The following is a 12,258-nucleotide window of genomic DNA, read 5'->3' on the forward strand; positions in this document are numbered from 1 at the left end:
AATCTTATTTCCTTTTTTCCCACAATTGACGATTGAGAAATCGAGAAAAACCGAGTTTCATACACCCCTGATTGGACCATGCCTCTTTATCGCAGCGAACGTATGCAAACCGACACTTCCGTTGATAAGCAAGATTAATTCGAAACGCTAACATAGTTGAGTACAAACCCAGTCGGCTAAAGCGGATATCAGTTGCGCCTTCTGATAGAAAAGCCAGCCCGTTGATGCAGCTCATTGTCCCAATGGAAATTGTAAGATCCCCGAAACAGGCAGAAAAACATTCCAGGGAGTTGTTCTTATCCCTGCTATTTTTCCTGATTTTTTCGGTGAACTGTTCTGCCAATGATGACGGAATGTTGTTCCGCTCCTGATTTAGTTTCATAAAGTATTTCAGCTCATCTTTTTCAGTATCAATCTTCCTGATATCAATTTCAGACAATGACTTTTTATAAAGATTACCCAATTCCAACGGTGCATGCATGTTTTCTATGGGGAACTCATACCAAAGCTCTTCTTCTTCAGGTAATTCGATGTAACCTTCACTCTTTAAAAATTTGATATATTCACTGTCAGTGCCAGTATGAGTATAAACTCTCGGAAGGCTTGATCGTTCTGTGAAATAGGCTTCAGCTGTCTGCAACTCACTGTATGCCAGTGCGTCATGAATATGTATACAGTTGTAATATGGCCGGTCAGCATCTTGCAGCCAGGAGATCTGATAATTGTCGTAACTATGAAGCTCATCAAAGCAGAGTAATTTCCATGCCTGGTTAGCAGTAAAAATAACCTCTTTAATTTTGCTATTGTTCATCACACTAATGATGCCTCTACACTGAGTTACCCGGTCAATTTTTCCAGAAGATGTTTTGGGTAAATCCGATTGGTAATGAAAATGTGAGGGAATCATATAGATTGGAAGTTGTTCTTTTAATTGTCGAATAACTGTTTTTTCCGCCATCGGCAGGTTATTGATGGTTGAGTAAAAGCAATGTATCCGGCATTGGTCTTTTATAAAAACGGCACAGCATTCATATATTCCACTGATACTGGCAAGCGTCGATTCAATTTCTCCTAACTCAATACGATATCCTTTGCAGCTTGATCATCAGGTCCCGTCGACCACGATAGTGCAGCACTCCCTGTTTATCCCGGAAACCATAATCACCGGTTCTCCAGAACTTGCCCGGATATTGGGCAAAAGGACTGGTTACCAGATATTTTCTGGTCAGGTCCGGCATATTCAGATAGCCATGACATACCGTAGGACCCTGGCACCATATTTCACCAACCTCGCCAGCTCGGCACACCCTGGCCTCATCGACCACGAGGATTTCACTGTGATCTGCCCCGGCACCCAAAGGTATAGCGTTCTGGTGTTTATCCAAATCTCCGGGGGCAATATGAAAACTGGTAATAATATTGGTTTCTGTCGGGCCATAAATATTACTGAACCGGGTATCCGGTAATGATTCCATCAGGTGACGTAGTTTAGCCACCGGAAATGGCTCACCTGCATAAATAATCTGACGAAGACTGGTGCTGTTTTGGCCAAGCCCTCCTCGATACGCAAGCGTTATTAATGTGGAGGGTGTTGTATATAATATGGATACACGTTCCCGCCTGAGTAATGAGACATAGTCCCTGTGTTTTTCAATAGAAGAACGTTGTTTTTGCCAGTCAAAACAGACCAGCGCTGCACCAGCGGATAAGGTATTGAAAATATCAAATACGGACAGGTCAAACTTCAGCGGAGCTCTGGATATCACAACATCACCACAGGTCAAACAAACAAAACTCCTTTTGCATCCAATCCGTAAATGCCCTGGCGTTGCCATGGGACAACATGATTCCCTTCGGCACGCCGGTTGATCCTGAACTGTGCAGGATATAGGCTAAATCGTCACTATGACCACAAAGTGACTCTGACAAATGATGGGGTTGTTCGTCTATGTCAGTGGATGGTGATTGGATGAAATCTGAAAAGCAGATGATTTTCTCAGAGGGCTTTTCATGATTTCCAGAATTACCCGGATTCAATGCTGAGTCACCAAAGGTAATTATTCTTTCTATGTTGTCATTGTCTACCAATTCAGGGAATTTGCTGAGCAGGGTTCCATCAGCCAGCAATAGTTTCATTTGGGTATTATCTATTATTTTGTTCAGCCTTTCTGAAGGGGATTGATCATCCAGTGGTACGTAAGCACATCTGGCATTGAGAATACCCAATATCGCTGAAATACTCAGATGATTGACTGGAGACAGAACACCAATAAGTGCTACGTTTACATTTTCAGGTTGAAGCGCACAGATTAGCCTGGTAAACCCAGTTAGCAATTGATTCAATTGCCGATAGGTAACCTTTAAGCCTGACTCTTCAATGACGGCAATATGATCAGTGTACTGATCAATAGCCATTAATATGGGTGTGTGAAGTAAGCTTTGCGGTTTTCCATTCATTTAGCATTAACACCTGTTGATTCAAACTGTGACACATAATCGGTAAAAATAATATTTATATCATTGAAGGCATTTGAGTATTGATCAATTTTGCATTTCTTTTCACACAACCAATCTGCCAAGGATTCAACAGGGCGGAATTTCAGGATGTTGTCAACCATGATTTCAATCGTACCTTCATCCCGGGTTTGGTAGACACTTTTCAGGTATTTTTTTAACAGTGCCTTTGATTGTATTCCATTCCCCCATGATGAAATAAATAGGATATCCCCTTTTCTAACAATACGTCTGACTGATTCAGAAAAATCCTTAATATAAAATGCAACATTAAACCAAAACACAAAAATTACATTTTCTTTAGTGATCTGGCTTCTGGTAATAGATTCAAAGTGTAAATTTATGAAGTTGATTACATTCGCATCACTATTGACACGATAAAATGGATCTACAGCGTAATATCCTATGTCATGTGAAATAGCTAGATTTCGAAAGGTAAGTGGGCCAGACCCGACAACCACCATATTATTTATTTTTGTATCGCTAATAATAAGATTTTGCAGAACGCCTGACTCATGCTGTAAATAAGGAGCTGTCAACCGCAGTGATTGACTGTTCAGCATATTTTGAGCAATATGTGAATCCATCAGCGGCCAGTACCACTCGATTATTTTTTGTTGCTTGTCTGACAGTACAACTCGCCAAAAAGTTCATAGCAATAACGCTCAGCAGACACTGAAACGCAATGTCTTTATGTTCATGACGTTTGGAAATAGAGAAGTTAACCTGAATCCTGCTGGATAGTATAAAAGGTATATATTGTGAAAGCGTTGAAACTCGGCATTGTGATGGATCCTATTGCCTCCATCAATTACAAAAAAGACAGCTCCCTTGCCATGCTGCTGGCGGCCAGTCAGAAAGGCTGGCAGCTGTTTTACATGGAACAGGCCGATCTTTATCAGAAAGAAGGTATTGCCATGGGCAGCGTTAAGCCGTTAACCGTCAATGCTGACCCTGAAAACTGGTTTGCACTGGATGAGCGCCGGGAGATGCCGCTGGATGCGCTGGATGTCATCCTGATGCGCAAGGACCCGCCCTTTGATATGGAATTCATTTACAGCACTTACCTGCTGGAACAGGCTCAGGCGGCAGGTACTCTGATTGTGAATAACCCCCGCAGTATCCGTGACTGCAACGAAAAAATGTTTGCCACACTGTTTCCACAGTGCACGCCTCCGGTGATGGTTTCCCGCAGTCCAAGGCTGCTGAAAGAGTTTGCAGCAGAACATGGTGATGTGGTGCTGAAGCCGTTGGATGGCATGGGCGGCAGCTCTATTTTCCGGACCCGGACAGATGATCCGAACTTAAGCGTGATCCTGGAAACCCTGACGGAAATGGGCCAGCGTCAGGCCATGATTCAAAAGTTTATCCCGGATATTAAATCCGGTGACAAGCGCATCCTGATGATCGATGGGGAACCCGTTCCCTACTGCCTGGCGCGCATTCCGGCTGCCGGGGAACTCCGGGGCAACCTGGCCGCAGGCGGGACCGGTGAAGGACGGCCCCTGAGCGAGCGGGATCTGTGGATTGCCCGTCAGGTAGGGCCACAGCTGCGCAAGAAAGGCCTGATCTTTGTCGGGCTGGATGTTATTGGCGACTACCTCACAGAAATCAATGTTACCTCACCGACCTGTATCCGTGAGCTGGACAACCAGTTTACACTCAATATCGCCGGTCAGTTGATGGATAAGATTGAGGAAAAGCTCAAGGCCAGGCCCTGACCAGACGATTATTCTATAGACTGTTTTTTTCCAGCAGAATCTTGCCTATAGTCTTAAGTTGGTTAGCCTCCCGGGAGCCCTTGATAAAAGGGCTCATATTGTAGTAATCAGGACGGCTCTGCTATCGGGCTTCACCAGGGAAAGCAGTAATCAGAAAGCTATGACTCAGCCAGCGACCATTTCATCAGCAGCAGTATCGACGGCAGACCGTCTGGGTTTTACCCTTTTTATGGCGGGGGTTCTGCACGTTCTGATCGTGCTGGGCGTAACGTTTAGCTTTAATGACAAGCCTGCCCCTCCGCCAACCCTGGAAGTGACTCTGGCCAGCTATCAAAGCAAAGAGAAACCCAAAGAAGCCGACTACCTGGCCCAGATCAATCAACAGGGCAGCGGTACTCTGGATGAAAAAGCATTGCCCTCCAGTGATCAGCAGGCACAGTTTCAGGAAGACACCATCAAGGAAGTCCAGCCACAGTCACAAACCGCGGCTCAACCAGAGCAAGCCGTAACAGAACAGACCCGTATTACCACCAGGGCAAAGAGCCAGCAGCAAGTTTCGGCAACCGACGACCGTGAAAAGCAGGAACCCATTGCCGTTGAAAAAGACAAGCCACGCAAGCACATTGACCTGAAAAATGAAATTGCCAGCCTTGAAGCCCAGTTCCATCAGCAGCGCCAGGAGTTTGCCAAACGCCCTCGTATCAAAAGGCTGACAGCGGCCTCAACCTTGCAGGAGGCCGGGGCATTTTACAAAGAGTCCTGGCGGCGGAAGGTTGAGAAGGTGGGCAACATCAACTACCCGGAAAAGGCACGTAGGCAGAAGCTCTATGGCGAGTTGCGCTTAATGGTTGCCATCAACCGGGATGGCACATTGTCAAATGTTGAGATACTGGACTCATCGGGTTATCGGGTTCTGGACGATGCTGCGGTGCGTATTGTCAGAATGGCTTCGCCCTTTGCCCCTTTTGACGACACGCTTAAGAGCTATGATATCGTCGAGATCATCCGTACCTGGCGCTTTGAGCCGGGGGATCGACTGTTCAGTCAGTAAAGGCCTGTTGTATTGCGGGAATATAGGTTCAAGACTTGCCATAAATGCCCTTTACCCTGATACTGCCGCTATGAGCAGCGTCCCTTTCCAGAATTTCAAAAGCCACTTCCTGATTGCCATGCCCGGCATGGCAGACCCTTCCTTTGCTGAAACGCTGACCATTATCTGTGAGCACAGCCCGGAAGGTGCCCTGGGTATTGTGGTGAATCGACCAAGCACTCTGCCGATGAGCGAGATATTCCGACAGATTGGCATTGATCACCATGAGCAGTCAGGCGTGAGTCAGCACGCGGTATACTCTGGAGGCCCGGTATCCCAGGAGAGAGGTTTTGTGCTGAATTCAGGGGAATCCAGCTGGGATGCCAGCTTGCAGATATGCCCCGGGCTGCAACTGGCTACATCAACCGATGTACTGGTGGCAATGGCAAAAGGCAAAGGCCCGAGGCAGGCACTGGTGGCTCTTGGATATGCAGGCTGGGGCGCGGGTCAGCTGGAAAAGGAAATTTCCGAGAATGTCTGGCTGACCTGTGAGGCCCATCCATCCATTGTTTTCGATACGCCTTACCACCTGAGACTGAGTGCAGCTGCCAGTACACTGGGTGTCAATATCAACCTGATTTCTGATCAGGTTGGCCATGCATAAGTTTCTTTTGAAAAAGCAATGACCGATAAGAAATTAAGTACCGTACTGGGTTTTGACTACGGAACCCGTAACATTGGTGTTGCGTCCGGGCAGGTTATTACCCGAACCGCCTCCGCCCTGCCATCGTTAAAAGCAAAAGATGGAATCCCGGACTGGAGTCAGGTTGAGGCCCTGATCATGGAGTGGAAACCCGATGCCATTGTCGTCGGTATTCCATTAAATATGGATGGCTCAGAATCGGACATGTCGCGCCGCGCCAGAAAGTTTGGTAACCGGATTCATGGACGCTTCAACCTGCCATTTTATCCAGCGGATGAACGACTGACGTCTTTTGAGGCCAAAGAATGGGCCAGCAAGCTTGGCCATAAAGGGCATTACGGATCAAACCCGGTGGATGCCATGGCCGCCCAGATTATCCTGGAAGCCTGGCTGAATGACCCTCAGAATGAACACCTTATGAGTCATTAAGACATTGTCTCGCAATAAGTTCCGCATTTGACTGAGGCTTGTTAAGGTCGCTTCCCGCAAAGGTACAAGTAATCTGTCTTTTACGGGCAGCACTTATTCCCATGTCAGGTTACAGGCACACCAAGCAGCTCAACAATGACCGGCTGGGTTGCCAATTGCTGCTGTTTGAATTTATAGAATACTTTGATCTTCGCCAGGGGGCTCTGCTGTGAACTGCTCAGTGGCACTGTCCTTGAGTAATCCTGTACCTCATCACCGTTTCTTTTACCTCGGATGGTTTTCTGCAGGTTGATATGAAATACCTCGCCTTTAGCCAAATAGATACGAGCCTGACGCAAGATGATATCGCCATTGGATATATGGAAACGAAGCTTGCTGTAGGACTCTTCCATCTGGGGAAAAATGGTTAAGGTATTTTCACTGACCCTGGCTTTCGCTGAACCAACGGCTATCCAGTTATCGATAGCCAAGGTGCTGATCGGTAGTGCCAACAAAGAGAGAAGTATTAACTGGCAAAAGCGGTTAAGCATAGGAAATCCTTGGTTCAATCTGGCAACTTGCAATTGATGTACTAGCTTAGCTGATTCTGCTCCAGTGTGAATTTGAACTGACGCTGTTCACCGACAGCTCCTTCCGGCAGGTATTCCTGTTCCACCCATTGCAGTTGATGGTGGCGATCAATCATCAATACGCTGGTATTCCGGGTACCGTACTCTTTGCTGGCAATAAAGCAGCTGGAAATCAGTTTTTCTACTTCTTTACTGACCCCGGTATTCGGTAATTGTTCCTCCGGTGGTTGATAATTATCGTGCATCAGCTCAATAAGTTGTTTGCTATTGGGGGGGATGGACTCTTTGATTGCTCTGGTAAAGCCATTACGTGCTCTTATAAGCTTTGGCCATGGTGTGTCCAGCAGATGGTTGCTCAAACCATAGATCCCGGGGGGAAGAGGAGCAATGCCGTGGTCTTTTGTGCGGTTGCTAAAGTAATAAAGGCCCGTTGAATCCATAGTCAGGAGATTGAACCCTGACCATTTGTCGCTCTGTTGCTGAACCGCCTGTAAATAGTCAGATGCTGACTGGGCACCTGTGACAAAGTTGGCCACCAGCGCCCCCCTGGAGTATAAGCCAGCAGGGCTGGGAACTTCCCTGTAGTTGGTAACGGCAGCCAAGCGGCCATTTTTGTTAATGGCCAACCAGCTGCCGCCAGCTTCCAGGTCCCGGCCTCCAAATACATTCGGCGAATCGTTCCAGAAGTCGGTTGCCTGTGTCGGGCGTTGATAAAATTCATCTCGATTGGCTGCCAGAATCAGGGGATACTGGCTATCAGGCTGCCATGAAAAAACAATAAGGCACATGTTGTTGACGATCTTGTGGTGTTATGAAGTCACGCGAGAAATAAATTATCATCCATCCAGCGAAAAAGCACAGGCAAATAATAATGAGTAGACTCAAGGCAGCGGTGGTTCAGGTTTGCTCGGACCGGGTTGTTGCAAAAAATCTTGCTGATATTGAAAGTCAGCTAATGGCTTATCAACAACAGCAAATAGACATTATTGTGTTACCCGAATGCTTTGCCATGCTTGGAGGCCCCCAGGCTGAAGCGGCTCTGCAGGCTGATGAAATAAGGGAATGGATGGCATCAACAGCCAGAACATTGGGTAGCTGGCTTGTCGGCGGTTCAGTGCCTGTCCGGGATATTGGTGACGGGCGTAACCATGCCTCATGCCTGGTTTATAGCCCGACAGGGGATGAAGTCACCTGCTACAACAAAATGCACCTGTTTGATGTAGAGGTATCTGACAGTAAAGGGCACTATAGAGAATCCGATGATTTTATCCCCGGAGCAGTGCCGGGGCTGGTGGATATTGGTGAGGCAAAGATTGGCCTGTCAATTTGTTATGACCTTCGCTTTCCAGAGCTATATCGTACTCTGGTGGCGCAGGGAGCAACGATATTAACCGTACCTTCTGCCTTCACCAAAGTAACCGGTGCAGCCCATTGGGAAGTGCTGTTGAAAGCCAGGGCTATTGAAAACCAATGTTATGTGTTGGCAGCCAATCAGGCGGGTACCCATCCTGATGGCCGACAGACCTATGGGCACAGTATGATCATTTCACCCTGGGGAGATATTCTGGCACAAGCCCCTGCGGAAGGGGCTTCGGTGATTACGGCAGAACTGGATCTGGATGAACTGGCGAGAGTTCGTCAGCGAATGCCTTGCTTAAACCACCGCAGACTCATCCGGGATAGAAAAAAACTTGCCTCGGAGTCACCGAGGCATGGATGAAAGAAAAAATCTTTTCCTCTGTGACTCTGTGGCAAAAAAGGGGCAGTCTATTCTCGGAGCATAATAAGCCTCCTGATTCTGCTACTTAGGGTAGACATTAAGCATCTACTCCCCTCTTCGGGAAGTTAAAGATGGAACCACGAAGGACACCAAGAGCACAAAGAAGAGATTTTCTTTTCCTTCGTGCTCTTGGTGTCCTTCGTGGTTCCATTCAAAAGCCATTGAAAATGGAGGGGTAAGCTTAATGTCCACCCTAAGAGTTCTGCCATTTACACAGCTCCACAAAATCTCTACTGCATAATTTACTAGCAGAACTTTCAAGGTCAATTGTCGGCGAACATATACTGCCACCTGTAGAAGTATATCCACCAAGAGAGCTGCAAGTACCTGCATCCATACGAACGCAGACAGATTCATCAATATACTGTCGCCAGGTAAGCCCTTGATTGATACATTCAAAGGTGTTCTTTGCACCATGGTAAATTATGTTTCCTGCGTGCTCAATTACGCTAATGATTCCGTGATTGACTAATTCGGCCATCTGTTCGGGCAGGGTTTTATCAGTGTAAGTGCAATAAATATCATTGTCATTGGAGGGATGTATACCAGTAAAAGAGGTGAATTGGTCGGCATTAAGGCATCCTGGAGTAATTAATCGTTCACTTAATGACGACGGTTGAACACTGCTTTGGCTGCTAGCCAAATAATACAGTGCTCCCATAGTGCCTATTGCTGAACCGACAGCTAGTGCAACAACACATGCGCGGCTGGAAAACGCTCTGGTTTTATTTTGTGAGGAGTCATTCCTATCAAACTTTTGCTCGAGGTCAGCTAGCCTTGATGGTCGACTCTGATTGACATCGGCTCGATAATTTATGTTGTGCATTTCAGGAGTCTCATAAAATATTGATATATCTCGGTCGTGTAGCGCAGTGGCTTAGAAATAGAGTCAATTCTCAGGAAATAATTCAAACACTTCTTAAAAATTGTCAGTGATAAAAGAATATGTAGAGAAGATTGGCTATAAAGTAGAGGTAAGTCCTGAACTACGACCAGAGAGAGGGCAATTACATAAAAAAATTCCAGGCTCGCTTCCCGCAAAAGCACAAGCAGCCTGTCTTTTTCGGGCCTCGGGTGGCGGGAAGCGGGCAGCGCTTACTAAAATGTCAAAGTTATCAAATGACAGCCCCTTAATCAGTAGACGGCTTGTTAGCAATAATCGCCAACGCATCCATCAACCGTTCCTGGGCATTACGTCGACGCTGACTCCGAACCGGCCGGTTTTTCTCATACTCACCGTCACTTTGCAGCTGCCAGCTGCGGGTGTTATCGGTGAGGTAGTAGTCCAATTCTTTTTTGATGCGAGCGGCAAGTTTCGGGTCTTCAATGGGGAAACAGGTCTCAATACGCATGTCCAGATTTCGGATCATGGCATCCGCACTGGAACAGTAGACCAGTGCGTCATTATCACCATTTTCAAAGTAGTAGATACGGGTGTGCTCAAGAAACCGTCCGACAATGGAGCGTACGCGGATATTTTCCGACAGCCCTTCAATGCCGGGCCTAAGGCAGCAGATGCCCCGAACGATCAGATCCACCTCAACACCGGCCTGAGACGCTTTGAACAACGCCTTAATGATATGAGACTCGGTGAGTGAGTTGATTTTGATGATGATCCGGGCCTGTTTTCCTTCTTTGGCGTTACTGGTTTCCTGGTTGATCAGATCAATCAGGCTCTTCTTCAGCGTGAAAGGCGCATGGAACAGCTTACGGACACGAACCGCACGTCCCATCCCAGTCAGCTGCTGGAAAATTTTATGAACGTCGTTGGTCAGTATCTTGTCACAGGTCAGCAGGCTGTAATCGGTATAGAGACGGGCATTGCCAGCGTGATAGTTACCGGTGCCAAGGTGAGCATAACGCTGAATATGCCGTCCTTCACGACGAACAATCAACATCATTTTGGCATGGGTTTTATAGCCGACGACACCGTATACGACGACGGCTCCTGCTTCCTGCAGGCGACGGGCCAGGGCCAGGTTTTCCTCTTCATCAAACCGGGCACGGATCTCCACCACAACCGTCACCTCTTTGCCCTGTCTGGCGGCTTCTACCAGGGCATCCACCATTTCTGAGTGAGCACCGGTGCGGTACAGCGTCTGTCGAATGGCCAGCACATCAGGGTCTTTGGCGGCCTGACGGAGCATATCCACCACCGGGGTGAATGACTCAAAGGGGTGATGGAGCAGGATGTCCTGTTTGGCCACCAGATCCAGCACGTTGTTACTGTGCTTCCGTTTACTGTGCAGACCTTTCGGGTAGCCTGGGGTAAACGGCGGGAAGACCAGGTCCGGTTTGTCATTGGTGTCGCAGATGGACATCATGCGCGTCAGGTTGACCGGTCCACTGACCTGGTAAACGTCTTCATTGGTCAAACCAAATTCATTGAGTAGAAAATCCACCAGCGGTTGTGGGCAGTTGTCGGCTACCTCCAGCCGTACCGCTTTACCATAACGACGGGAGAGCAGTTCGCCCTGCAGTGCCTTGGCCAGGTCTTCAACCTCATCTTCAAGATCCAGGTCGCTGTTACGGGTCAGCCGGAACTGATAACAGCCTTTGATATCCATGCCGGGGAACAGGTCGCTGACATGGCGATGGATAATCGAAGAGAGAAATACATAATCATTCTCCCGGCCATCACAGATATCTTCAGGCATTTTGACAATACGTGGTAACGACCGGGGTGCCGGGATAATGGCCATACCGGTATCACGACCAAAAGCATCTTTGCCTTCCAGGGAGACAATAAAGCAGAGCAGCTTGTTTGCCAGCCTTGGGAACGGGTGGGCAGGGTCCAGCCCGATAGGGCTGATAATGGGCATCACTTCATGGTAGAAGAAGCGCTTGATCCATGCCTGCTGCTTTTCCGTCAGCTCATTGCGACGCAGAAAGCGAATACCCTCTCTTCTCAGAGAAGGTAACAGGCTTTCATTCAATATCTGGTATTGCAGCTCAACGTATTCTTTGGCCTTCTGGCTGATCTCTTTCAGGACCTGCTGTGGTCCCATGCCATCGAGACCCACCTGCTCACGGGAGAAGTCGATCTGCTGCATCAGGCCCGCGACCCGGATTTCAAAATATTCATCGAGGTTGGAGCTGAAAATCAGCAGAAACCGGAAGCGCTCCAGCAGCGGGTACTCTTCGTTTAACGCCTGCTGCAGCACCCGGAAATTAAACGCCAGATGGCTGAGTTCACGATTAATGTAATAGTCAGGGTTCTGATAATCACTGACCTTTGGGGGCTTGCTGACCATTGGCTCGGCAAACTCAGATGATTGGGCCCGGGTTTCCTGAACATCCGACTGTTGGGGGTTATCCATACGACCTCTTTCTCAGCAAAATAGCACTGGCTTATGATGACCGGTTTCAGTGGCTTTTGTCATGGATCCTGTCAGTGACGTTTGTCAGAGATTCAACCAATGGCCCGGTAAACAGGCGACTCTCGGAGCGGAAGTAATAGGGCAGGGAGAATGTCGCATTATTTATTTTATTCTAACAGAAATAATAAAGAC

The 12,258-nt window shown here is 47.7% G+C and carries 13 protein-coding genes and 1 pseudogene; 5 read left to right on the forward strand and 9 right to left on the reverse strand.

Annotated features, from left to right (window positions below; all coding sequences use genetic code 11):
* Nucleotides 1-4: 4 nt before the first annotated feature.
* The 5 genes and pseudogenes from J7439_RS04600 to J7439_RS04615 all read right to left on the reverse strand — a co-directional run bounded on the left by J7439_RS04600 (nucleotide 5) and on the right by J7439_RS04615 (nucleotide 3,101).
* Complete coding sequence (locus J7439_RS04600) at nucleotides 5-811, reverse strand: hypothetical protein (protein WP_286198196.1); 807 nt, start codon at nucleotides 809-811, stop codon at nucleotides 5-7.
* A gap of 51 nt (nucleotides 812-862) precedes the next feature.
* Nucleotides 863-1,081 (reverse strand): annotated as a pseudogene (locus J7439_RS26900) (AMP-binding enzyme); the annotation flags it as partial.
* Nucleotides 1,077-1,766, reverse strand: coding sequence for an AMP-binding protein (locus tag J7439_RS04605; protein ID WP_209200655.1), 690 nt, complete (start codon nucleotides 1,764-1,766; stop codon nucleotides 1,077-1,079). The pseudogene J7439_RS26900 and the gene J7439_RS04605, both read right to left, overlap by 5 nt.
* A gap of 4 nt (nucleotides 1,767-1,770) precedes the next feature.
* The gene (locus J7439_RS04610) at nucleotides 1,771-2,457 is read right to left on the reverse strand and encodes an AMP-binding protein (RefSeq protein ID WP_209200656.1); all 687 of its coding nucleotides are present in this window, start codon (nucleotides 2,455-2,457) and stop codon (nucleotides 1,771-1,773) included.
* The gene (locus J7439_RS04615; RefSeq protein ID WP_209200657.1) at nucleotides 2,454-3,101 is read right to left on the reverse strand and encodes a hypothetical protein; all 648 of its coding nucleotides are present in this window, start codon (nucleotides 3,099-3,101) and stop codon (nucleotides 2,454-2,456) included. Before J7439_RS04615 ends, J7439_RS04610 begins: the two co-directional genes overlap by 4 nt.
* A 174-nt stretch (nucleotides 3,102-3,275) precedes the next feature.
* Here J7439_RS04615 and gshB point away from each other — a divergent pair, with 174 nt between their 5' ends.
* The 4 genes from gshB (at nucleotide 3,276) to ruvX (ending at nucleotide 6,397) form a co-directional block, all read left to right on the forward strand.
* On the forward strand, nucleotides 3,276-4,235 hold the full coding sequence (gshB, locus tag J7439_RS04620; RefSeq protein WP_353622996.1) for a glutathione synthase: 960 nt from the start codon (nucleotides 3,276-3,278) through the stop codon (nucleotides 4,233-4,235).
* A 160-nt stretch (nucleotides 4,236-4,395) separates the two neighbouring features.
* On the forward strand, nucleotides 4,396-5,286 hold the full coding sequence (locus J7439_RS04625) for an energy transducer TonB (protein WP_209200658.1): 891 nt from the start codon (nucleotides 4,396-4,398) through the stop codon (nucleotides 5,284-5,286).
* 70 nt (nucleotides 5,287-5,356) lie between these two features.
* Nucleotides 5,357-5,929: a YqgE/AlgH family protein gene (locus tag J7439_RS04630; RefSeq protein ID WP_209200659.1), complete on the forward strand. Its 573-nt coding sequence runs from the start codon at nucleotides 5,357-5,359 to the stop codon at nucleotides 5,927-5,929.
* A gap of 18 nt (nucleotides 5,930-5,947) precedes the next feature.
* The gene (gene ruvX, locus J7439_RS04635) at nucleotides 5,948-6,397 is read left to right on the forward strand and encodes a Holliday junction resolvase RuvX (protein WP_209200660.1); all 450 of its coding nucleotides are present in this window, start codon (nucleotides 5,948-5,950) and stop codon (nucleotides 6,395-6,397) included.
* A gap of 104 nt (nucleotides 6,398-6,501) precedes the next feature.
* On the opposite strand, the gene J7439_RS04640 is transcribed toward ruvX, so the two are convergent.
* Entirely contained in the window at nucleotides 6,502-6,927 is a 426-nt protein-coding gene (locus J7439_RS04640) for a DUF2541 family protein (protein WP_209200661.1), read from the reverse strand.
* Between the two features lie 41 nt (nucleotides 6,928-6,968).
* Nucleotides 6,969-7,754, reverse strand: coding sequence for an NRDE family protein (locus tag J7439_RS04645; RefSeq protein WP_209200662.1), 786 nt, complete (start codon nucleotides 7,752-7,754; stop codon nucleotides 6,969-6,971).
* 83 nt (nucleotides 7,755-7,837) lie between these two features.
* Here J7439_RS04645 and J7439_RS04650 point away from each other — a divergent pair, with 83 nt between their 5' ends.
* Nucleotides 7,838-8,686 carry a carbon-nitrogen hydrolase family protein gene (locus J7439_RS04650; protein ID WP_209200663.1) on the forward strand — a complete coding sequence of 283 codons (849 nt, stop codon included), beginning with the start codon at nucleotides 7,838-7,840 and terminating at the stop codon, nucleotides 8,684-8,686.
* 253 nt (nucleotides 8,687-8,939) lie between these two features.
* Here J7439_RS04650 and J7439_RS04655 read toward each other — a convergent pair whose 3' ends face one another.
* Entirely contained in the window at nucleotides 8,940-9,572 is a 633-nt protein-coding gene (locus J7439_RS04655; protein ID WP_209200664.1) for a hypothetical protein, read from the reverse strand.
* A gap of 304 nt (nucleotides 9,573-9,876) precedes the next feature.
* Nucleotides 9,877-12,066 carry a polyphosphate kinase 1 gene (ppk1, locus tag J7439_RS04660; RefSeq protein ID WP_286196469.1) on the reverse strand — a complete coding sequence of 730 codons (2,190 nt, stop codon included), beginning with the start codon at nucleotides 12,064-12,066 and terminating at the stop codon, nucleotides 9,877-9,879.
* Nucleotides 12,067-12,258 lie beyond the last annotated feature (192 nt).

Source organism: Salinisphaera sp. G21_0 (assembly GCF_017744115.1).
Taxonomy (GTDB): domain Bacteria; phylum Pseudomonadota; class Gammaproteobacteria; order Pseudomonadales; family Endozoicomonadaceae; genus Endozoicomonas.

What these genes read in the sequence shown, in the direction of transcription:
- J7439_RS04600 (WP_286198196.1), bottom strand. Translation starts at nt 811, where the DNA reads ATGAACAATAGCAAAATTAAAGAGGTTATTTTTACTGCTAACCAGGCA.
- J7439_RS04610 (WP_209200656.1), bottom strand. Translation starts at nt 2,457, where the DNA reads ATGAATGGAAAACCGCAAAGCTTACTTCACACACCCATATTAATGGCT.
- J7439_RS04615 (WP_209200657.1), bottom strand. Translation starts at nt 3,101, where the DNA reads ATGGATTCACATATTGCTCAAAATATGCTGAACAGTCAATCACTGCGG.
- J7439_RS04625 (WP_209200658.1), top strand. Translation starts at nt 4,396, where the DNA reads ATGACTCAGCCAGCGACCATTTCATCAGCAGCAGTATCGACGGCAGAC.
- J7439_RS04630 (WP_209200659.1), top strand. Translation starts at nt 5,357, where the DNA reads ATGAGCAGCGTCCCTTTCCAGAATTTCAAAAGCCACTTCCTGATTGCC.
- ruvX (WP_209200660.1), top strand. Translation starts at nt 5,948, where the DNA reads ATGACCGATAAGAAATTAAGTACCGTACTGGGTTTTGACTACGGAACC.
- J7439_RS04640 (WP_209200661.1), bottom strand. Translation starts at nt 6,927, where the DNA reads ATGCTTAACCGCTTTTGCCAGTTAATACTTCTCTCTTTGTTGGCACTA.
- J7439_RS04645 (WP_209200662.1), bottom strand. Translation starts at nt 7,754, where the DNA reads ATGTGCCTTATTGTTTTTTCATGGCAGCCTGATAGCCAGTATCCCCTG.
- J7439_RS04650 (WP_209200663.1), top strand. Translation starts at nt 7,838, where the DNA reads ATGAGTAGACTCAAGGCAGCGGTGGTTCAGGTTTGCTCGGACCGGGTT.
- J7439_RS04655 (WP_209200664.1), bottom strand. Translation starts at nt 9,572, where the DNA reads ATGCACAACATAAATTATCGAGCCGATGTCAATCAGAGTCGACCATCA.
- ppk1 (WP_286196469.1), bottom strand. Translation starts at nt 12,066, where the DNA reads ATGGATAACCCCCAACAGTCGGATGTTCAGGAAACCCGGGCCCAATCA.